Origin of the sequence: Kitasatospora sp. NPDC004615, assembly GCF_042873545.1 — a bacterium.
GTDB lineage: Bacteria > Actinomycetota > Actinomycetes > Streptomycetales > Streptomycetaceae > Kitasatospora.
On the sequence record NZ_JBIALQ010000001.1, the window covers coordinates 357527 to 379003 of the forward strand.

General features: G+C 73.1%; 15 protein-coding genes and 1 riboswitch. Of the genes, 6 read left to right on the plus strand and 9 right to left on the minus strand.

The features are described from left to right. Window positions 1–46: 46 nt before the first annotated feature. On the minus strand, window positions 47–1657 hold the full coding sequence (locus ACFYS8_RS01665; protein ID WP_387634214.1) for an amidohydrolase family protein: 1611 nt from the start codon (window positions 1655–1657) through the stop codon (window positions 47–49). Next, window positions 1657–2991, minus strand: a complete 1335-nt coding sequence (locus tag ACFYS8_RS01670; protein WP_387634216.1) for an amino acid deaminase — start codon at window positions 2989–2991, stop codon at window positions 1657–1659. The genes ACFYS8_RS01665 and ACFYS8_RS01670 overlap by 1 nt, the downstream gene beginning before the upstream one ends. A gap of 245 nt (window positions 2992–3236) precedes the next feature. On the opposite strand from ACFYS8_RS01670, the gene ACFYS8_RS01675 reads away from it, so the two are divergent. The 4 genes from ACFYS8_RS01675 (at window position 3237) to ACFYS8_RS01690 (ending at window position 6431) form a co-directional block, all read left to right on the plus strand. Continuing rightward, window positions 3237–4364 carry a sugar kinase gene (locus ACFYS8_RS01675; protein ID WP_387634219.1) on the plus strand — a complete coding sequence of 376 codons (1128 nt, stop codon included), beginning with the start codon at window positions 3237–3239 and terminating at the stop codon, window positions 4362–4364. Then, window positions 4361–5119 (plus strand): IclR family transcriptional regulator, encoded by a 759-nt coding sequence (locus ACFYS8_RS01680; protein WP_387634222.1) that lies wholly within the window; start codon window positions 4361–4363, stop codon window positions 5117–5119. Before ACFYS8_RS01675 ends, ACFYS8_RS01680 begins: the two co-directional genes overlap by 4 nt. Before the next feature lie 32 nt (window positions 5120–5151). Beyond that, a complete protein-coding gene (locus ACFYS8_RS01685; protein WP_387634225.1) occupies window positions 5152–5562 on the plus strand; it encodes a RidA family protein in 411 nt (136 codons plus the stop codon). A gap of 128 nt (window positions 5563–5690) precedes the next feature. Further along, entirely contained in the window at window positions 5691–6431 is a 741-nt protein-coding gene (locus tag ACFYS8_RS01690) for a cobalt-precorrin-6A reductase (RefSeq protein ID WP_387634227.1), read from the plus strand. On the opposite strand, the gene ACFYS8_RS01695 is transcribed toward ACFYS8_RS01690, so the two are convergent. From ACFYS8_RS01695 to ACFYS8_RS01705, 3 genes are read right to left on the minus strand one after another with little or no spacing between them, the layout of a single operon-like run. Beyond that, window positions 6428–8008 carry a precorrin-2 C(20)-methyltransferase gene (locus ACFYS8_RS01695; protein WP_387634230.1) on the minus strand — a complete coding sequence of 527 codons (1581 nt, stop codon included), beginning with the start codon at window positions 8006–8008 and terminating at the stop codon, window positions 6428–6430. The genes ACFYS8_RS01690 and ACFYS8_RS01695 overlap by 4 nt on opposite strands. Further along, window positions 8005–8631, minus strand: coding sequence for a precorrin-8X methylmutase (locus tag ACFYS8_RS01700; protein ID WP_387634233.1), 627 nt, complete (start codon window positions 8629–8631; stop codon window positions 8005–8007). Before ACFYS8_RS01700 ends, ACFYS8_RS01695 begins: the two co-directional genes overlap by 4 nt. Beyond that, window positions 8628–10355: a hypothetical protein gene (locus ACFYS8_RS01705; RefSeq protein WP_387634236.1), complete on the minus strand. Its 1728-nt coding sequence runs from the start codon at window positions 10353–10355 to the stop codon at window positions 8628–8630. Before ACFYS8_RS01705 ends, ACFYS8_RS01700 begins: the two co-directional genes overlap by 4 nt. 163 nt (window positions 10356–10518) lie before the next feature. Further along, window positions 10519–10657: riboswitch (cobalamin riboswitch) on the plus strand. 274 nt (window positions 10658–10931) lie between these two features. Here ACFYS8_RS01705 and cobN point away from each other — a divergent pair. Together cobN and lnt are read left to right on the plus strand one after the other, a co-directional pair. Beyond that, the gene (gene cobN / locus ACFYS8_RS01710; protein WP_387634239.1) at window positions 10932–14540 is read left to right on the plus strand and encodes a cobaltochelatase subunit CobN; all 3609 of its coding nucleotides are present in this window, start codon (window positions 10932–10934) and stop codon (window positions 14538–14540) included. A 123-nt stretch (window positions 14541–14663) separates the two neighbouring features. Then, complete coding sequence (gene lnt / locus ACFYS8_RS01715; protein ID WP_387634242.1) at window positions 14664–16220, plus strand: apolipoprotein N-acyltransferase; 1557 nt, start codon at window positions 14664–14666, stop codon at window positions 16218–16220. 232 nt (window positions 16221–16452) lie between these two features. On the opposite strand, the gene ACFYS8_RS01720 is transcribed toward lnt, so the two are convergent. From ACFYS8_RS01720 to ACFYS8_RS01735, 4 genes are all read right to left on the minus strand, one after another. After that, window positions 16453–17202 (minus strand): VOC family protein, encoded by a 750-nt coding sequence (locus ACFYS8_RS01720; protein ID WP_387634245.1) that lies wholly within the window; start codon window positions 17200–17202, stop codon window positions 16453–16455. Between the two features lie 11 nt (window positions 17203–17213). Further along, window positions 17214–18128: an NADP-dependent oxidoreductase gene (locus tag ACFYS8_RS01725; protein ID WP_387634247.1), complete on the minus strand. Its 915-nt coding sequence runs from the start codon at window positions 18126–18128 to the stop codon at window positions 17214–17216. A gap of 118 nt (window positions 18129–18246) precedes the next feature. Continuing rightward, entirely contained in the window at window positions 18247–20487 is a 2241-nt protein-coding gene (locus ACFYS8_RS01730) for a putative bifunctional diguanylate cyclase/phosphodiesterase (protein WP_387634250.1), read from the minus strand. Next, window positions 20484–21290 (minus strand): SAM-dependent methyltransferase, encoded by an 807-nt coding sequence (locus tag ACFYS8_RS01735; protein WP_387634254.1) that lies wholly within the window; start codon window positions 21288–21290, stop codon window positions 20484–20486. Before ACFYS8_RS01735 ends, ACFYS8_RS01730 begins: the two co-directional genes overlap by 4 nt. Window positions 21291–21477 lie beyond the last annotated feature (187 nt).

Below are 21477 nucleotides of genomic sequence, written 5' to 3' on the forward strand. Positions count from 1 at the left end.
CCCAACTCCTGTTTCCTGAGATACATCCGACTGGCCTGACGGATCGTCAATTCGCCGCCCGCACCAGGCCGTCCGCGTCACGCCGCAGCGCCCGCCCGGCCAGGTCGCCGGTCGGCTTGCCGTCGGTGAGGGCGGGAACGCCGCCGACCAGGACGTGCGCGATGCCGTCGGCGGGCCGGCGGGGATGGTCGAAGGTGGCGGTGTCGCGGACGGTCCCCGGGTCGAAGAGGACCAGGTCCGCGTGGTGGCCGGGGCGGATCAGTCCGCGCCGATCGAGGCGCAGGCGGCGGGCGGGGCGGCCGGTCATCCGGGCGATCGCTTCTTCCAGCGTCAGGACGCCCAAGTCCCGGCTGTAGTGGGCGAGGTAGCGCGGGAAGGTGCCCCAGGCGCGGGGGTGCGGGCGGGCGCCGACGAGCAGGCCGTCGCTGCCGACGGTGTGCGCGGGGTGGCGCATGATGGCGCGGACGTTCTCCTCGTGGCCGACGTGCTGGAGGATCGTGGTGCCCAACTGGTCGGCGAGCAGCAGCCCGAAGAACACCTCGGTGCCGGTGAGTCCCTGTTCGGCGGCGAGTTCGGAGACCTTCCGGCCGACGACGCCGGCGAGCGCGGTGTTCCGGACGCCGGAGATCTGGATGGTGTCCCAGTCGGTGACCACGCCGTGGCAGCCGTCACTGCCGTGCTCCTCGACGTCGGCGCGGATGCGTTCGCGCGCGGCGGGGTCGGCGAGGCGGGAAAGGGTGGCTTCGGGGCCGCCTTCGGTGGCCCAACTGGGCAGCAGGGCAGCCAGGGTGGTGGATCCGGGCAGGTAGGGGTAGCTGTCGAGAGTGACGTCGATGCCGTCGGCGAGGGCGGTGTCGACCAGGGCGAGGAACTCCTCGGCGCGGCCCTCGTTGACGCCGAAGTTCATGGTGGCGTGGGTGAGGTGCAGCGAACAACCGCTGCGCCGGGAGATCTCCACCATCTCCGCGTAGCCTTCCAACGCGCCTGCGCCGTAGGAGCGTTGGTGCGGTGCGTGGTAGCCGCCGCGGGCGGCGACGATCCGGCACAGTTCGACGAGTTCGGCGGTGTCGGCGTACATGCCGGGGGTGTAGGTGAGGCCGGTGGACATGCCGACCGCGCCGTCCGCCAGCGCCTGGTCCAACAGGGTACGCATCCGGTCGAGTTCGGCGTCGCTGGGGGCCCGGTTGTCCCAACCCATGGCGAGCATCCGGATGGTGCCGTGCGGGGCGAGGTAGCAGGCGTTGACGCCGATGGACCGGTCGAGGCGGTCGAGGTACTGGCCGACGGTGCGCCAGTTCCAGTCGAATCCGTCGGGATCGCCGTTCCAGCCCGCGAGTTGGCGGCGCAGCGCGGCGAGTGTGGTGTCGTCGGCGGGGGCGTAGGACAGTCCGTCCTGGCCGAGGACGTCGAGGGTGACGCCCTGGGTGATGCGGGAGGGGTGGTCGGGTTCGACGAGCAGGCTCAGGTCGGAGTGGGCGTGCAGGTCGATGAATCCGGGGGCGAGGACGAGGCCGTCGGCGTCGATGGTGCGGCGGGCGGTGAGGCCGTGGCCTATCTCGTCGATGTCGCCGTCGGAGGTGATGGTGACGTCGGCGCGGTAGCGGTCGGCGCCGGTGCCGTCGATGACGGTGGCGCCGCGCAGCAGGAGTTCGGGCATCAGAAGTACGTCCTCACCAGGTCGACGACGCGCGGGTGTTCGGCGTCGGCGTGGTCGAGGACGGGGATCAGGGTCCACTTGTCGAAGGCGGTGCAGGGGTGGGAGAGGCCGAGTCGGAGGACGGCGCCGATCGGGGCGGCGTCGCCGGCGCCGCGCAGGAAGGTGTGCTGGTCGTTGAGGGCGGTGACTTCGGCTCCCTTCAACTCGCCGCCGCCTCGGACGAGTTGCGGTTCGGGCAGTCCTTCGTCGAACGGCAGGTCGCGCTTTCCGGCGTCCAGCAGGGCGAGTTGGGGTTCGGGGTGGGAGACGACGCGGGCCCAGCCGTGCATGGCGGAGTGCAGGGGGGTGGCTCCGGTGGTGCGGGCGAGCGGGGAGATGCCGCGGTAGAAGCCGTCGTCGTGGGCGAGGTAGGCGCCGGCCCGGACGATGACGCGGGTGCCGGGGATTTCGGCGGCGAGCGGGGTCAACTCCTGGGCGACGGTGTCGAAGTAGGCGCTGCCGCCGGCGGTGACGATGGGGGTGGGGGTGGGGTAGCCGGGGGCGAGGCGGCGGTGCAGTTCGGCGAGGTCGCGCAGGTAGTCGCGGACGGTGGCGAGGGCGCGGTCGGAGGCGTCGTGGGCGAGGGCGCCTTCGTAGCCGCCGACGCCGGCCAGTCGGAGGGTGGGGGCGGCGTGCACGGCGGCGGCGACGTCGAGGGCGGCGGGGATGCCGCGGGCGCCGGTGCGGCCGCCGGGGCCGCCGAGTTCGACCAGGACTTCGACGGGGCGCTTCGCGCCGGCGGCGCGCAGGGCGGCGTCCATCTGCCGGGCGCTGTCGGCGGAGTCGACCCAGGAGGTGAAGGCGAACTCGGGGTCGCGGTCGAGTTCGGCGGCGAGCCAGGCGAGGCCGGCGGGGTCGAGCAGGGTGTTGGCGAGCAGCAGGCGCTGGACGCCGAAGGCGCGGGCGACGCGCAGTTGGGGCAGGTTGGCGAGGGTGATGGCGTGGGCGCCGGCGGCGAGTTGGGCCTGCCAGAGGGCGGGGGCCATGGTGGTTTTGCCGTGCGGGGCGAGCAGGACGCCGGCGTCGCGGCACCAGGCGGCCATGGTGTGCAGGTTGTGGTCGAGCGCGGCGGCGTCGAGGGTGAGCAGCGGGGTGCCGAGGGTGTCGAGGGTGGGGCCGGTGGCGAGCCAGTCGCGGACGGTGCGGCCCGAGGCGTCGGCGGGGACGGCTTTGAAGCGCCAGTCGAGTGTCTCGTCGGCGAGGGCTGCGACGGCGGCCGTGTCGATGCCGGGCCCGTGGGCGGGGTCCGCGAAGGAGTGGTGTCCGGTGTGCTGGTGTGCCGCCGCGTTGCTCATGGCTGTGCCTCCGTTCCGGTCCCGGCCCGCCGACGAGCTGGGATGTTGCAACATGTGCAACCTCTATTGCGCATGTTGGTGTTACGGTTCTAGCATTCACGCCGACGGCGGTCAACGGACCGCGACGTGGCCCGTCCACCCTCCCACCAGGCACGCAGTACCGGGGCTCACCGCCGAGTACCGGTCACGCGGGCCGCTGTTGGCGGGAGCGGGGGCGTGGGCCCGAGGGTGAGGGAGCGGGATTGATGGCGGATCAGGACGGCGGGGCGGCGGTCGCCCGGGCGGTGTGCCTGGGTGAGTCGATGGCGGCGCTGCTGCCCGACCGGCCGGGACCGTTCGAGGCCGTCGGCGCGTTCCGGCCCTCGGTGGGCGGCGCCGAGTCCAATGTCGCCGCGGCGCTCGCCGGGCTCGGTGTGCCGACCGCCTGGATCAGCCGGGTCGGCGCGGACGGTTTCGGCCGCCGCCTCACCGGCGACCTGGCGGCAGCTGGCGTGGACGTCTCCGCCGTCGCCGTGGACCCGCACCGCCCGACCGGCGTGTACCTGAAGGAGACCGGCGGCTCCGCCCTCCCGCACGACCTCGGCGCGGGCCGCTCCCGCCTGCACTACTACCGCTCGGGCTCGGCCGCGTCCGCGCTCTCCCCCGCCCTGCTGGACGACCCGGCGGCCGCCGCGCTGCTGGACCGGGCGCCGCTGCTGCACCTGACGGGCATCACGCCCGCCCTCTCCGACGACTGCCTGGAACTGGTCCGCGCTCTGCTGGCCCGCCGCCGTCCGGGCCGGCTGGTCTCCTTCGACCTCAACTGGCGCCCCGTGCTGTGGCGCCGGCGCGACCCGTCGGTGCTGCCCGCCCTGCTGGACGCCGCCGATGTGCTGCTGCTCGGCGCGGACGAGGCCGAGGACGCGTTCGGCACCGGCGATCCGGCCGCACTGAGAAAGCGCTTTCCCTCTCCCTCCGTGCTCGTCGTCAAGGACTCCGGGCACCTCGTCACCGCGCTCGACCGGAACGGCGGCTCGGTCACCGAACCCGCGCTCGCCGTCGAGGTGGTCGAACCCACCGGCGCGGGCGACGCGTTCGCGGCCGGCTACCTCGCCGGGACCCTGCGCGGGCTCGACCAGCGCTCCCGGCTGCGGCTCGGCCACCTCGCGGCGGCCAGTGCGCTGACCGCGCCCACCGACCACGGCACCCTCCCGGACGCCCGCACGGTGGCCGCGCTGCTCGCCGCCGACGAACGGGACTGGGCGGCGACCCGCGTCTCCGCGTCCGGCATCGTCTCCCCCGCGCTCGCCGCGGATCCGACAGCGGCGACGGACGCCGGAGCCCGTAACCTCCCCGGAGCCCTCGAAACCCTCGGAACATCGGGACACCCATGAGTCAGACCGTCACCCGCGCACTGCGCCTGCTCGCCGAACTCGGCGAGGGCGAACGCTCCCTGGACCAGCTGGCCGACCTGCTCGGTGTGCACAAGACCACCGTGCTGCGGCTGCTGCAGACCATGGAGGATGAACGGTTCGTCTACCGCGACGCCCAGTACCGCTATCACCTGGGCGCGGGCCTGTTCGCGCTGTCCAGCCTCGCGCTGGAGCAGCGGGGCATCCGGCGCACCGCCGCACCGCACCTGGCGGAGCTGAACGCGGCGACCGGCCAGACCGTGCACCTGGCCGCGTACGAGGGTGGCGAGGTGGTCTACATCGACAAGTACGATTCGCGGCACCCGGTGCGGATGTACTCGCGGATCGGGCTGCGGGCCGCGCTGCACAACACGGCGGTGGCGAAGGTGCTGCTGGCCGACCTGCCGCCGGCCGAGCGCCGCCGGGTGGTGGACACCATCGAGTTCACCGTCCACACGCCCAACACCATCACCAGCCGGCCCGCCCTGCTCGCCGAACTGGAGCAGGTCGCCGCGCAGGGCTGGGCGCAGGACCACGCCGAGCACGAGGCGTTCATCAACTGCGTGGCCGCGCCGATCCGGGACGTCTCCGGCCGGGTGGTCGCCGCCGCGTCCATCTCCGTACCGGACGTCGTCCTCCCCTACGAGCAGGTCCTCGACCTGCTCCCCCAACTGCTCGCCTGCACCCGGGCGATCTCCGCCGACGCGGGCCTTCCCGCCCGCGGGAACCTTTCCTGACGTACCGTCAACTTCTCTTTGGAGCACCGCACATGAGCGACAAGACCGAGATCCGCACCGACGGCGCGCCCGCCCCGGCCTGGATGTTCTCGCAGGGCGTCCGCAAGGGCCCGATCCTCCAGGTCTCCGGCCAGGGTCCGCAGGACCCGGCCACCGGCGAGTACCTGCACCACGGTGACGTGAAGGCGCAGACCCGCCGCACCCTGGAGAACGTCAAGGCCATCGTCGAGGCCGGCGGCGCGACCATCGAGGACGTCGTGATGTTCCGCGTCTACCTCACCAAGCGCGCCGACTTCCCGCTGATGAACGAGGTCTACGCCGAGTTCATCGACGAGAACATCAAGCCGGGCGGCGTCAAGCCGTGCCGCACCACCATCTTCGTCGAACTCCCGCAGGAGCCGATGCTGGTGGAGATCGACGCCCAGGCCGTCGTCACCGGCTGACACCGCCCCGCGCCGCCCCCGCCCCGCCCACCGGGCTCCGACGGGTTCCCGCTCGGGCGGCGCGGGCGGCGCGGGCGGCCCCGGCTAGGCTGGTTGTGTCCGTATCGCGCCGGCCCCTGGAGTCCGCCATGCACGTCCTGATCCTCGGCGGCACCAGCGAGGCCCGCCGGCTGGCGGACGTGCTGGCCGCCGACCCGGCCCTGCGGGTGACCAGCTCGCTGGCCGGACGGGTGGCCCAACCGCGGCTGCCCGCCGGGGAGGTGCGGATCGGTGGCTTCGGTGGCCCGGCCGGCCTCGCCGCATGGCTGCGCACCCACCGGGTGGCCGCGCTGATCGACGCCACCCACCCGTTCGCCGAGACCATGAGCCGCAACGCGGCCCTGGCCGCCGCCGAGGCCGGCACCCCGCTGCTGGCGCTGCGCCGCCCCAGCTGGCTGCCGCAGGACGGCGACCACTGGCACCCCGTGCCCAATCTGGCCGCCGCGGCCGACGCCCTGCCCGCACTCGGCTCCCGGGTCTTCCTGACCACCGGCCGGCAGGGCATCGCCGCGTTCGCGCACCTCAACACCCTCTGGTTCCTGGCCCGTTCGGTCGAACCGCCGGCGCCCCCGATGCCCGCGTCCGTCGAAGTCCTGCTGGAACGCGGGCCGTTCACCCTCGACGGCGAACGCGAGCTGCTGCGGACGCACCGCATCGACGTGCTGGTCACCAAGGACAGCGGCAGCGCCGCCACCGCCCCCAAGCTGACCGCCGCCCGCGAACGCGGCCTGCCGGTGGTCGTCGTCCAACGCCCGGCCGCCCCACAGGGCGTGCGGACCGCCCCGGACGTCGCCGGGGCGGTCAACTGGCTGCGCGAGCTGGTGAATTAGTCCTCCGGATAGCGGCGCGGCGTCCACACCACTTCACGGTCGCCGCCGCGCTGCACCCACTGCGTCTGGGTGGAGCCGATCAGCAGCAGGGTGCGCATGTCGACCTCGGCGGGGTCGAGTTCGGCCAGCGCGACGGTGCGCACCCGCTCGGTGGGGCCACCCACGTCCCGGGCCATCACCACCGGCGTCGCCGGGTCGCGGTACTCCAGCAGCAGATCACGCGCCGAACCCACCTGCGTGGTACGGGACTTGGACCCGGGGTTGTACAGCGCGAGCACCAGGTCGGCCTCGGCCGCGGCACGCAGCCGGCGGGCGATCACCTCCCAGGGCTTGAGCCGGTCGGAGAGCGAGATCACCGCGTAGTCGTGGCCGAGCGGCGCACCGGCACGGGACGCGGCGGCGTGCGCGGCCGTCATCCCGGGCAGCACGCGCACGGCGACGTCCCGGTACGGGTCCTGGCAAGCGGCCTCCAGCACGGCGGTGGCCATCGCGAACACACCCGGGTCGCCCGACGAGACGACCGCGACCCGGCGGCCGCGACGCGCCAACTCCAGGGCGAATTCGGCCCGCACACCCTCGACCTTGTTGTCGGACCCATGCCGTACCTGCCCCGCCCGGACCGGCACCCGGTCCAGGTACGTGGTGTAGCCGACCAGGTCCGTCGCGTTGGCGAGCGCCCCACGCGCCTCGGGCGTCAGCCACAGCGGCCCCGCCGGGCCGGTCCCGACCACCACGACCTCACCCAACGCCGGTTCGCCGTCGGGGAGTTCCCCTCCCTCTACCGCCAGCGCCTCGAAGGGCTTGCCCTCGGAGTCGAGGGCGGCGACCCGGCTGGGCAGGACGGCGACCGAGAAGTACGGCACGCTGTCGGCCTCGATCTCGGCGAGCCGGCCGGTGCGCTCACCTTCCATGGTGGCGCGCTCGACATACCGCGCCTCGTCCAGCCGCCCGGCCCGCTCCAGGGCGCGGCGCACGGCGGGGAAGGTGCGGCCGAGTTTCATGATGACGGCCGAGTCGGTGGCGGCGAGGCGCGCCGTCAACTCCTCCTCCGGCAGGGTGCCCGGGATGACCGTCAGGACCTCTTCGGCCTCCACCAGCGGGGCGCCGAGGCGAGCGGCGGCAGCGCTGATGGAGGTGACGCCCGGCACCACCTCGGTGGGGTAGCGGTGCGCGAGGCGCTTGTGCATGTGCTGGTAGGAACCGTAGAACAGCGGGTCGCCCTCGGCGAGGACGACCACCATCCGCCCGGCGTCGAGGTGCGCGGCGAGCCGGTCGGACGCCTCCTGGTAGAAGTCGTCCAACGCACCCCGATATCCGCCCGGGTGGTCGGTGGTCTCCACGGTGACGGGGTACATCAGCTGCTCTTCTATCTGACCACCCGTCAGATAGCGCTCCGCGATGGCCCGGGCGTGCGAACGTCCGTGCCGCGCACAGTGGTAGGCGATGACGTCGGCCCGGCCGATGAGTTCGGCGGCGCGCACCGTGATCAGCGACGGATCACCCGGCCCGACACCGACGCCGTACAGCCGCCCGGCCGCCGACTCCCCGGCCCCGTCGATTTCCTGACGCTCAGTCATTCCTGTTCGCTCGCAATCGCGTTGATCGCGGCAGCGGCGATCGCGCTGCCGCCCCGGCGGCCCCGGACCACCAGGTGTTCCAGTGCGGCCGGGTGTTCGGCCAGGGCCTGCTTGGACTCGGCGGCGCCGATGAACCCGACCGGGACGCCGATCACGGCGGCGGGCCGGGGCGCGCCGGCCTCGATCAGCTCCAGCAGCCGGAACAGCGAGGTCGGCGCGTTGCCGACGGCAACCACGGCGCCCTCCAACCGGGGCAGCCAGAGTTCCATCGCGGCGGCACTGCGGGTGGTGCCCATGGCGCGGGCGAGTTCGGGCACCGACGGGTCGGTGAGGGTGCAGATCACCTCGTTGTCGGCGGGCAGCCGCTTGCGGGTCACGCCACTGGCAACCATGTTGACGTCACAGAGGATCGGCGCCCCGGCATGCAGGGCGCGCCGGGCGTCGGCGACCACGTTCGGCGACCACAGCAGGTCCTCGACCAGGTCGGTCATGCCGCAGGCATGAATCATCCGCACCGCGACCTGGGCCACGTCGGCAGGCAGCGCGGCGAGGTCGGCCTCGGCGCGGATGGTGGCGAAGGACTGGCGGTAGATGGATGCGCCGTCCTTCTCGTAGTCGATCATTCGGTCCTCCGCCATTCGGCATTGCGCGCCTCGGCGACTGCCTCGGCGATGTCGTTCTCGGCGCTGTTGCGCTCGGTGCTGTCGTTCTCGGCGCTGTGGTTCTCGGCGCTGTTGCGCCCGGCGCCGTTCTGCCCGGTGCCGTTCTGCCCGGTGCCGTTCTGCCCGGTGCCGTTCTGCCCGGTTCTGTCGTTTTGGGTTCTGTTTTTGTCGCCGGTGTTGCAGCCCGCCGAGTTGATCCCTGCACGGATTATCTCCGCATAGATGTTCTCCTCGGCGCCACCCCCCGCGACCCCCCTCCCACCGGACCCGATACCCGCACGGACAATCTCGGCGCCGCCACCCCCCGCACCCCGACCGACCTCGCGGGCCCGCCCGTCCACGGCGACCCGGTATCCGGTCGCGGTGGCCAGCACGTCGACCCAGCGACCGGCCGGGTGTCCGCAGCGCCGTTCGCACCCGGACCAGTGGACGGGCAGCCCCACAGCAGGAACGGCGGCTATCGCGCGCACGGCCTGCGCACGAACGTCGGCAAGCGCTTTCCCGCAACCGGGCAGACCGGTGCAGGCGCTGACGCCCTCCCAGGGGCCGCCGGACTCGACCCGGAAGCCCGCGTCGGCGAGGCGTGGCAACCAGTCGGCACCGGCTCCGGGCACCACGACGCCCCGCCACGGCGTGAGCCGCACGCTCGCGCCGCCGCCGCCGCTCGCGTCGCCGCCGCACCCCTCCCCTCCCGACGCCAGCGCGTCCGCCAGCAGTCGCCACTGCGCACTGGTCGCACGGCCGAACCGCAGCCCGACCGACACCCCGCCACCGCCACCACCACCGCCACCACCGCCACCGCCACCGCCACCGCCACCACCACCGCCACCACCGCCACCGCCACCGCCACCGCCGGGGATCGCACCCAGCACCGGTCGCTCCCCCGTGAATCGCGGCAGCGGCACGTCGCCGGCGGGCAGTTCGGACTGCACTTCGCGCAGGTGCCAGGCACGGCCGGCGGCCAGGTCGAGGAAGTGGCGGGCGGCGTCGAGGGCGGCGGGGACGGGGTGGTCGACGGTGGAGGCGTGGTCGGCGCGGCCGAGGCGCAGCAGGGCGCGGCCGTCGCCTATTGCGATCAAGGTCACATCGGCGTCAAGGGCGGCGGTGTCGCCGCGGCCGTCGTCGAGGGCGAACAGGAACTTGCCGGAGAGTCGGGCGGCCCAGGGTGCGGCGCACAGGGCGGCGTCCAACTCTCGCACCCAGTACGGGAGATCGACGCCCTGGGCGCCGCGGCCGTCGAGGCCGGCGAGCGGGGAGGCGGCGATGTTGCGGACGCGTTCGTGGGTGTCGGAGGGCAACAGGCCGACGGAGCGGAGCCGTTCGGCGAGGTCGGTGGCGCACTGTTCGCGCAGGCCGCGCAGCTGGAGGTTGCCGCGGGAGGTGATCTCGACTTCGCCGTCGCCCAGCGCGTCGGCCGCGTCGGCCAGGGCGAGTAGCTGATGGTACGTCAAGTACCCGCCGGGGAGGCGGAGTCGTGCGAGTTGGCCGTCCTCGGCGGGGTGCAGGCGGAGCGCGCCGGGGCAGGCGTCGGCGCGGCCTCGGTCGGGCCCGACGAAGGGTGCCGCAAGGGCGTCGGGTGTGGGTGGCATGGCGGCGAGCATACCCATGGCCGCGATTCGCGCCACCGCCCCGACCACCACCCCGACCACCGCCCCGACCAGCAGCCCGGCCACCAGCCCGGCCACCACCCGAGTGGCAGCCCCAACCGTCGCCCGGAGCTCGCCCGGAGCTCGCCCGAAGGTCCCGCGCCAGGGTCAAATCCCCAGGTCGGCACGGGTTCCCGGGGGCGGAACCGGTGGGGCGTCGCAGGTCACACTCCCGCCGACGGGCCATCAACCCGTACGATGCTGGGCGGGCACCTCTCGGGGTGTCCGCTGCCAGCGACGGCACAGCGGAGGAAGTCCGGTGAGAATCCGGTGCGGTCCCGCCACTGTGACCGCGGCTCAGTGAGCCGTGGGAGCCAGGAACTCCGGCCGTCCTCCACTGCCCGGGGCGAGGACCCCGAGGAAGGTCCGTGCCATGCGCTGCCGCATGCCCGCATCCCGGCGGGTGCCTGTGGGCTCTGTCCCCACCTGGGCATCCACCGGGCCGTCGTCCGTTGCGACGTCCCCCGGGCCGTCCGTTGCGACGTCCACCGGGCTGTCCATCGCGCCGCCCGTCGGACCGTTCCGCGTCCTCGATCGCACCTGTGCTCCCACCACCGGGTTGACCGGGTTGACCGGGTTGTCCGCGCTGTTCGAGATGCCCGGGAGGGCTTTCGCATGATCCTGTTGCTGTCCACGTCGGACACGGACCTGCTGAGTGCCCGGGCGTCGAGCGGGCCGGTGCGGTTCCGTTGGGGCAATCCGGCACGCCTGGATCCCGCCGAGCTGCCTGCCCTGCTGGAGGGTGCGGAGCTGGTGGTGGTGCGGCTGCTGGGTGGGCGTCGGGCCTGGCAGGAGGGGCTGGACGTGCTGCTCGCGGGGCCGCGTCCGGTGGTGGTGCTGACGGGTGAGCAGGCGCCGGACGCGCAGTTGATGGAGTTGTCGACGGTGCCGGCGGGCATCGCGGCGGAGGCGCACGCGTACTTGGCGCACGGTGGTCCGGAGAACCTGGCGGAGCTGGGTGCGTTCCTGTCGGACACGGTGCTGCTGACAGGTCACGGGTTCGCGCCGCCGGCCTCGGCCCCGTCCTGGGGTCCGCTGGAGCGCACCGCCCGCACCTCGGAGGGCCCTTCCGTCGCGGTGCTGTACTACCGGGCGCACCACATGAGCGGCAACACGGCGTTCGTGGAGACGCTCTGCCGGGCGATCGAGGACGAGGGTGCGCAGGCCCGCGCGTACTTCTGCGCGTCGCTGCGCGGTGCGGAGCCGGAGCTGCTGGCGGAGCTGGGCGCGGCCGACGTGATCGTGACGACGGTGCTGGCGGCGGGCGGCACCCGGCCGGCCGACGCGCAGGCGGGTGGGGACGAAGAGGCTTGGGACGCCGGGGAGTTGGCGGCGTTGGACCGGCCGATCCTGCAGGCGCTTTGCCTGACCTGGTCGCGGGCGCAGTGGGCGGGCAGTGACGACGGGCTGTCTCCGTTGGACACGGCGACGCAGGTGGCGGTGCCGGAGTTCGACGGTCGGCTGATCACTGTTCCGTTCTCGTTCAAGGAGGTCGACGAGGACGGGCTTACGGTGTACGCAGCGGACCCGGAGCGTGCGTCGCGGGTCGCCGGGATCGCGGTGCGGCATGCGCGGCTGCGGCACACTCCGGCGTCCGAGCGGCGCCTCGCCCTCGTTCTGTCCGCTTATCCGACCAAGCATGCGCGGGTCGGCAACGCGGTCGGCCTGGACACCCCGGCCTCGGCGATCCGGCTGTTGGAGCGGCTGCGCGCGGAGGGCATGGACCTGGGCGACAGCCTGCCGGGTCTGGACACCGGGACCGGGCACGGCCACGACGGCGACGCGCTGATCCACGCGCTGATCGAGGCGGGCGGCTACGACCAGGCGTGGCTGACGGAGGACCAGCTGTCCCGCAACCCGGTGCGCATCCCGGCCGCCGACTACCGGCGTTGGTACGCCACGCTCCCGGCGGCGCTGCGCGAGCAGGTGAAGGAGCACTGGGGTCCGGCGCCGGGCGAGCTGTATGTCGACCGGTCGCAGAACCCGGACGGCGACATCGTGCTGGCGGGTCTCCGGTCGGGCAATCTGCTGGTGCTGATCCAGCCGCCGCGCGGGTTCGGCGAGAACCCGGTGGCGATCTACCACGACCCGGATCTGCCGCCGAGCCACCACTACTTGGCGGCGTACCGCTGGATCGCGGCGGCGCAGCAGGACGGCGGGTTCGGTGCGCACGCGGTGGTGCACCTGGGCAAGCACGGCAATCTGGAGTGGTTGCCGGGCAAGACGGCGGCACTGTCGGCGGAGTGCGGTCCGGACGCCGCCCTGGGCGATCTGCCGCTCGTGTACCCGTTCCTGGTGAACGATCCGGGTGAGGGTACGCAGGCGAAGCGCCGGGCGCACGCGACGCTGGTCGATCACCTGGTGCCGCCGATGGCGCGGGCCGATTCGTACGGTGACATCGCGCGTCTTGAGCAACTGCTGGACGAGCATTCGAACATCGCGGCGATGGACCCGGCGAAGCTGCCGGCGATCCGGGCGCAGATCTGGACGTTGATCCAGGCCGCGAAGCTGGACCACGACCTGGGGTTGGCGGAGCGGCCGGAGGACGACGGCTTCGACGACTTCCTGCTGCACGTGGACGGTTGGCTGTGCGAGGTGAAGGACGCGCAGATCCGTGACGGTCTGCACGTGCTCGGCCAGGCTCCGCGCGGTACTGACCGGGTCAACATCGTGCTGGCGATCCTGCGGGCGCGGCAGATCTGGGGCGGCGTGCGTGCGCTGCCGGGTCTGCGGGAGGCGCTCGGTCTGGACGAGGCAGCACTGACGCTGGGGGCGACGGACGCGGCCGAGGCGCAGGCGCGGGCGCTGGTGGAGGCGATGGAGGCGGAGGACTGGAACCCGGCGGCGGTCGCGAAGGTCGCGGCAGGCCTGCCGCCGGCCGTCTCCGAGGTGCTGGCGTTCGCGGCGGCGCAGCTGGTGCCCCGACTCGCCGCGACCACGGACGAGTTGGACGCGGTGCTGCACGCGCTGCAGGGCGGGTTCGTTCCGGCGGGGCCGTCGGGGTCGCCGTTGCGCGGGCTGGTCAATGTGCTGCCGACGGGGCGGAACTTCTACTCGGTGGACCCGAAGGCGGTGCCGAGCCGGCTCGCCTGGGAGACCGGGCAAGCGCTTTCCGCCTCCCTGATCGAACGCTACCGGGCCGACAACGACGGGCAGTTCCCGCCGTCGGTGGGCCTTTCGCTGTGGGGCACCTCGGCGATGCGCACGGCCGGTGACGACATCGCCGAGGCACTGGCGCTGCTCGGCGTCCGCCCGGTGTGGGACGACGCCTCGCGCCGGGTGACGGGTCTGGAGGCGATTCCGCTCGCCGAGTTGGGCCGTCCCCGGATCGATGTGACGCTGCGCATTTCGGGGTTCTTCCGCGACGCGTTCCCGCACGTGGTGGCGCTGTTGGACGACGCGGTGCGGCTGGCGGCCGGCCAGGAGGAGCCCGCCGAGCAGAACTTCGTCCGGGCGCACGTGCAGGCGGACCTGGCCGAGCACGGTGACGAACGCCGGGCCACCGTCCGGGTGTTCGGCTCGCGTCCGGGCACCTACGGCGCGGGTCTGCTGCAGCTGATCGACAGCCGGGACTGGCGCACGGACGCTGACCTGGCCGAGGTCTACACGGTGTGGGGCGGTTACGCGTACGGGCGGGGGCTGGACGGGCGCCCGGCCCGGGAGGAGATGGAAAGCGCTTACCGTCGGATCACGGTGGCGGCGAAGAACACCGACACCCGCGAGCACGACATCGCCGACTCCGACGACTACTTCCAGTACCACGGCGGCATGGTGGCCACCGTGCGCGCGCTGACGGGCAGCAGCCCGGCGGCGTACATCGGCGACTCGACCCGCCCGGAGACGGTGCGCACCCGCACCCTCACCGAGGAGGCGGCCCGGGTGTTCCGGGCGCGGGTGGTGAACCCGCGCTGGCTGGAGGCGATGCGCCGGCACGGCTACAAGGGCGCGTTCGAGATGGCCGCGACGGTGGACTACCTGTTCGGCTACGACGCCACCACCGGCGTGGTCGCTGACTGGATGTACGAGAAGCTCACCGAGGAGTACGTCCTCGACCCGGTCAACCGCGAGTTCTTCGCCGAGGCCAACCCGTGGGCCCTGCACGGCATTTCGGAGCGTCTGCTGGAGGCCGCCGAACGCGGCCTGTGGGCGGAGCCGGACCAGGCGCTGCTGGCGGAGCTGCGGCAGGTCTTCCTGGAGACCGAGGGCGACCTGGAAGGCGAATGACCCGGGCCAGGGCAGTGAACACCGGGCCCGCGTGGTGAACGCCGGACGGCACCTCGGACGACACCGACATGTCGGTGATCGAATAGGGGTGCCTTCCACCCCGCCCGGGCGGACAATTTCCACATGAGCCTGCGAATCGCCCTCACCCGCCCGGCGCGCTACGGCGCGCTGGCCGCGGGCGCGCTGCCCGTCCTGACGTTCCCGGGCGCCGGCCTGGCCGTGCTGGCCTGGGTGGCGCTGGTGCCGGGGCTGTTGCTGATGCGGGCGGCGGGCGGGGCGCGCGAGGCGGCGGTGCGCGGCTGGTGGTTCGGCGCGGGGTTCATCCTCACGGCGATGTACTGGCTGATCCCGTCGATCGGCCCGGCGCTGCCGCTGCTGGCGGTGGTGTTCGGGGTGTTGCAGGCGCCGGTGGGTCTGGCCGTGTGGTGGTTGCTGCACGGCGAGTTGACGCTGGGCCGGTCGGCGGCGGCGCTGGTGGTGGTCCCCGCGGTGTGGGTGAGTGCCGAGTTCGCCCGGTCCTGGCATGCGCTGGGTGGGCCGTGGGCGTTGCTGGGCGCGTCGCAGTGGGAGCATCCGGCGGTGCTCGGCCTGGCCTCGATCGGCGGGGTGTGGCTGGTGAGCTGGGCGCTGGTCACCGTCAACACCGCATTGACGATTGTGGTGCTGGCCCGCAGCGTGTGGCCACGGCTGCTGGCGGGCGCGACGGCGCTGGTGTCGGTGCTGGCGGGTCCGTTGGCGTTCGCCGCGCAGGCCGCGCCGGCCTCGCGCGGTTCGGCGTCGGTGGCGCTGGTGCAGGCGGGCCAGACTCCGGACGAGCAGGCCCGGTTGGAGGCGAACATCCGGATCACCCGGTCGCTGGCGGGCCGGCCCGTGGACCTGGTGGTGTGGGGCGAGAGTTCGACCACCGCCGACCTGGACCGGGGCAGCGCGACGCTGAACCGGCTGACGGCGCTGTCCGCTTCGACGGGCGCGCAGCTGATGGTCGGCGAGGACGCCCGGAAGGCGGACGGCCGGATCTCCAAGGACGCGGTACTGATCGACCCTTCGGGCATCGTGGCCCGCTACCGGAAGATCCGGCTGGTGCCGTTCGGCGAGTACATTCCGCTGCGCCCGCTGCTGGGTTGGATCGCGGGGGTGAGCTCGGCGGCGGGCGAGAACCGGGCGCCGGGCCACTCGCTGCACCTGCTGCCGGTGGTGGGCCGGGACGGCCGTCCGCTGCCGGTCGGCGCGCTGATCTGCTTCGAGTCGGCGTTCCCGGACATGTCGCGCAGCGTGTCCCGGGAGGGCGCCGGGCTGATCGTCTACCAGTCGGCGACCTCGACCTTCCAGTCCACCTGGGCCCCGGCGCAGCACGCCTCATTGGGCGCGATCCGGGCGGCGGAGACCGGCCGGCCGGTGGTGCAGGCGGCGTTGACGGGCGAGTCGGTGGCGTACGACGCGCAGGGCCGGCGGCTGGCGCTCCTGACCACGGCCGAGTCGGGGGTGGTGACGGTGCGGGTGTCGCCGGCCGATCCGGCGGCCCGGACGTGGTACGTCCGCCTCGGCGACTGGGTGCCGCTGTCGGCGCTGGTGGTGACGGCGGCGGCCGGGGCGGCGGGCGCGCTGCCCCGGCTGCGCGAGCGCCGTCGCCGGGGCGAGCCGACCGCGCCGTCGCCGGACCTGCCGTCGGCCAGGGTCTGAACTCCCTTGCCGCGCAACGCAGTCGGGACCGCTGCGTGAACTCCCGTCTCTCACCGGCGAATCGACCACCACTCCCGTCCCTCACCGGCGAATCGGCCACAACTCCCGCGCCCCGCAGGCGAACCGGCGAACCGGCCATAACTCCCGTGCCTCACCGGCGAACCGCGAACCGGCGAACCGGCGAACCGGCCACAACTCCCGCGCCCCGCAGGCAGGTCGACCCGCCCCGGCCTCAACTCTCCGGATAGGCCACGTGGATGCCGAACACCGCGCCCTGCGGGTCGCGCAGCACGGCGAGGCGCGGGCCGTCGGGGACGTCGGTGGGTGGCAGCGTGACGGTGGCGCCGAGCAGCGCGGCGCGTTCCGCGCTGAGGTCGACGTCGGCGACCGCGAAGTACGGCATCCAGTACGGCGGGACTTCGGCCGGGAACTGGTCGGCCATGTCCATCATGCCGCCGAAGTCCCGTCCGCCCAGGCCGAATTGGGCGTACATCTCGCCGATGGTGACGCTCCAGCCGAACACCTGGGGGTAGAACTCGGTGGCGCCTTTCGGGTCGCGGGTGGCGAGTTCCACCCAGCCGAGCGCGCCGGGTTCGTTCATCACGTCGCAGCCGCGCAGGGTCAGGGGCTGCCAGCCGCAGAAGACCGCGCCGCCGGGGTCGCGGGCGACGGTGAACCGGCCCCAGTCGAAGGCGTCCCTCGGCGGGACGATCAGGCTGCCGCCGCCGGCGGTGATCTTCTCGGCGGTGGCGTCGACGTCGGGGCTGTAGAAGCTGATGTTCCACGCGGTGGGCTGTTCGGGCTTCGCCAACCCGACCAGTCCGGCGACGAGTTGCTCGCCGGCGTAGAGCCGGGTGTAGCCCATCGCCTTCTCGACGGGGATGGGTTCGGTGCGCCAGCCGAACAGTTCGTGGTAGAAGGTCCGGGCCGCGATGGGGTCCTTGGTGGACAGTTCGACCCAGCAGGGCGCTCCGGGTGTCAACTCGGTGATTTTCACGGGCGGTTCATCTCCAGGATCAGCTTGCCGCGGGCGTGCCCGGACTCGACCTCTGCGATGGCTTCGGCGGCGCGCTCCAGCGGGTACCTGGCGCTGATCTGCGCGTCGAGTGCCCCGTCGGCGACCATTTCGGCGAGGACGGTGAGCACGGTCGCGGTGCCGTCGCGTCGTACGTACGCGCCGCCGAGCTCTTCGGCGGTGGCGCGGTCGGCGGTGGACACCAGCCGTCCGGGCCGGCGCAGTGCCCCGGCGACGTCGCGGACGGCGGCTCCGCCGACCAGGTCGAGGACCGCGTCCACACCGTGGGGGGCGGCTTCGCGGAGCCGTTCGGCGACGCCGTCGCCGTAGCGGACGGGTGTTCCGCCGAGGGTGCGGACGTGGTCGGCGCTGGCGGCGCCGGCGGTGCCGAGGACGGTGATGCCGCGGGCGCGGGCGATCTGGGTGGCGGCGCTGCCCACGCCGCCAGCGATGCCGACGATGAGCAGGGTTTCGCCGGGCACCAGGTCGAGTTGCTGGAGCGCGTCGTACGCGGTGGCGGCGGCGACGGGCAGTGCGGCGGCCTGGTCGAAGCCGACGGCGGCGGGTTTGCGGGCGGTGGCGCGGGCGGACAGCAGCACCTGTTCGGCGAACGCCCCGGCGGGCGCGATGCCGAAGACCTCGTCGCCGACGGCGATCCCGTTGACCTCCTCCCCCACGGCGGTCACCACGCCCGCGGCTTCGCTGCCCATCACCAGCGGCGGTTCGGCGGCCGTCCCGAACCAGCCTTCGCGTTTCTTCCAGTCGGCCGGGTTGACGCCGGCCGCTCTGACCTCGATCCGCACCCCGCCGGGGCCGGGTTCGGGCAGCGGCCGGTCCAGGAACGTCTGCTGCTCCGGCCCGCCGTACGCGACGAACCCGAATGCCTTCACCATCTCGTCCCGCCTCTTCCTGCTCTCCGGTTCCGCCCCGACGCCCCTCAGCTTGCCGGGGTACCGGCCGGTAGCAAGGGGCGGGTGGGCCGAACGGGAGCGCGGAACCCCCGGCGGGAACTCAGGTGTCGCTGTCGGAGCCGGGTGCGGGTTCGGTCCCGGCGGCGTACTCCCGCCCGAGGACGAAAGGCCGGGGCGCGCCGTCGGGTGCGTGCCTGCGGTCGACGCCGTCCGGGCCGGTCCCGGCCTCGAGGGCGATCTCGGCCGCGCGTTCCGGGTCGCCCTCGGCGATCCGGCGGGCGATCTCGGCGGGCCGTACGGGGCGGCCGAAGTGCCAGCCCTGGGCGAGGTCGCAGCCCATCAGCCGCAGCCGTTCGGCGTCGGCGCGGCTCTCCACGCCTTCGGCGGTGACGGACAGGCCGAGGGTGTGGGCGAGCGAGACCAGGCCGCTGACGATGCGCCAGCCGAGATGGGTGTCCTTGGCGGGGTCGTGCAGGTCGCCGACGAACGACCCGGCGATCTTCAGGTTGGACACCGGCAGGTCGCGCAGGTAGGCGAGGTTGGACCAGCCGGTGCCGAAGTCGTCGACGGCCAGCGAGACGCCCATGTCGACGAGGGCGTGCAGGGCCTTGAGGGCTTCGTCCTCGGGGCCGACCACGGTGGATTCGGTGATCTCGAGTTGCAGCATGGACGGGTCGAGCCCGGTGTTGCGCAGGATCCGGTCGATGTCGGCGACGAGGCCGGCGTTGCGGGCCTGCCGGACGGCCAGGTTGACGCTCAGCTTGGGTGCCCGGTCGCCGAATCTGGCGACCCAGTCGGCGGCCTGTTCGCAGGCCTGTTCCAGCACCCAGCGGCCGAGCGGCATGATCAGCCCGGTCTCCTCGGCGACGCCGACGAACGTCTCGGGGCCGATCACGCCGTGTTCCGGGTCACGCCAGCGCACCAGTGCCTCGACGCCGGTCATCGCGCCGGTGGAGAGGTCGATCATCGGCTGGTAGTCGATGAAGAACTCGCCGCGGTCGAGCGCGGCGGGCATGCGCACCGATACGGCGTATCGGCTGACGGCGCGCGCGTTCTCCTTCGGGTCGAACAGCGTCCAGCGGCCGCGTCCGGCTTCCTTGGCGCGGTACAGCGTCAGGTCCGCGGCGCGGACGGCGGCGCCGGGGGTGGTGCTGGAGATCCGGCGTTCGAGGACGCCGACGCTGGCGCCGACGGCGAGCCGGTGGTCGCCGATCACCACGGGCTTGGTGAGCGCGGCAAGGACGGTCTTGGCGGCGGCGACGGCTTCCTGTTCGCCGCGGCAGTTCTCCAGCAGGACGACGAACTCGTCGCCGCCAAGCCGGGCCACCATGTGTCCGAGCGGGCTGAGCGCGGACTCCAGGCGGCCGGCGACCACGGTGAGCAGCTGGTCGCCCATGTCGTGGCCGAGGCTGTCGTTGACGACCTTGAAACCGTCCAGGTCGACGTAGCACAGGCCGAAACGTTCGTCCGGCTCGGGCGATTCGAAGAGCCGCTCCAGCCGTTCGAAGAACGCGGCGCGGTTGGGCAGGCCGGTCAGCGGGTCGTGGGTGGCCTGGTGGCGCAGGCGTTCCTGGAGCCGGTAGCGGTCGGTGACGTCCTCCAGCATCGCGACCTGGTACAGCGGCGAGCCGTCGTCGTCGCGGATCAGCGAGACCGTGAGGTGCGTCCAGACCACTTCGCCGTCGCGCCGGTAGTACGGCTTGTCGAACTGGAAGTACTCGCGCTTGCCGCTGATCAGTTCCTCGTAGGCCTCCCACACGCCTGGGGTGTCCTCGGGGTGCATCAGGTCGTTGACGCGGACGCCCTGCATGTCCTCGGGGCCGCCGCCGAAGATCTCGCCGAGGGCCCGGTTGACGGCGAGGATGTTGCCGTCGGTGTCGCCGAGGCCGATGCCGATCGCCGCGGATTCGAACAGGGCGCGGAAGCGCGCCTCGGAGACCCGCAGCGCCCTCTCGACCTCCTGCCGGGCGGTGTCGGCGGCCAGCCGGATCGCCTCCTGCTCGTTCAGGGTGCGTTCGCGCAGAGCGGCCGCCCAGCCGGCCGCGAACGCGCCCGACAGGGCGGGGCCGCGGCCGTCGGGGACGGGCTGGGTCTGGATCAACTGGACGGCGTCGGACAGCAGTTGGGGATCGGTGAAGTGGTTGTCGATCAGCAGGGCGCCGACCTGCCCGGCGAGCTCCGGGCGGAACGGCTGTTCCAGGGCGGCGCGGCGCAGCAGGTCGGCGGTCCGCGCGATCAGCGGGTTGAGGACGCCGGGGCGCACCGCCGCGCCGTGTCCGGTGCGCAGCATGGCGGCCCAGGCGGTGCGGAACCCGTGGTCGGGAGCGGCCGCCTCGTTCATGACAGGCGTCCGACGCCGGCCATCCCGGTGATCCGCTCGGGGTGCGGGTCGACGGCGTCGGCGTCGTCGGGGCGCCACTGGGACAGGTAGACCACCCCTGGTTCGACCAGGTCGAAGCCGTCGAAGAAGGAGGTGATCCGTTCGCGGCTGCGCATGGTGAGCGGGGTGGGGGTGGCGCGGTACAGGTCCTGGTGGGATTCGGCCTTGTCGGGGCGGCCGTCGAGGGAGGCGTGCGAGAGGATCAGCGCGCTACCGCTGGGGAGGGCTTCGCGGAGTTTGGCGAGGATCTTCTCGGGCTCGTCGTCGTCGGTGACGAAGTGCATCACGGCGTTGAGGATGACGGCGACGGGTTCGCCGGGGGCGAGCAGCTCTTCGACCTCGGGGCGGGAGAGCAGGTCCTCGGTGTTGCGCAGGTCGGCGTCGACGACCTGGCACAGGGGGTCGTCGGCGAGGATCAGGCGGCTGTGGGCGACGGCGACCGGGTCCATGTCGATGTAGACGACGCGGGCGTCGGGCTGGTACTCGCGGGCGACTTCGTGGACGGCGCCGAAGGTGGGGATGCCGGAGCCGATGTCGAGGAAGCGGCTGATGCCTTCGCCGGCGACGTACTGGGTGGCGCGGTGCAGGAAGGCGCGGTTGGCCCGCATGATCTTGGGCAGGTCCGGCCAGAGTTCCATGGCCTTGCGCGCCATCCGCCGGTCGACCTCGAAGTTGTGCGAACCGCCGAGGTAGTAGTCGTAGACCCGGGCGGCATTGGGCTTGTCGAGGTCGGTCCCCGCAGGCACCCAGTTCGGACGCGCCATGACGGCACCCCTTCCGGCGGGCAATCGGTCGAAAAATGGCAACAGGACATAAAGATCTTCCTACACTTCGGATCCCCTCGGCAAGCGGCGTCGTCCGACCGGGCGTAGTGATCACCGCCGGACGCAGAGCATCGACGGCGACCGGTCCCGGCCACGAGGCCGGCGCCTGCCGGCGGGGTCTGCGGGT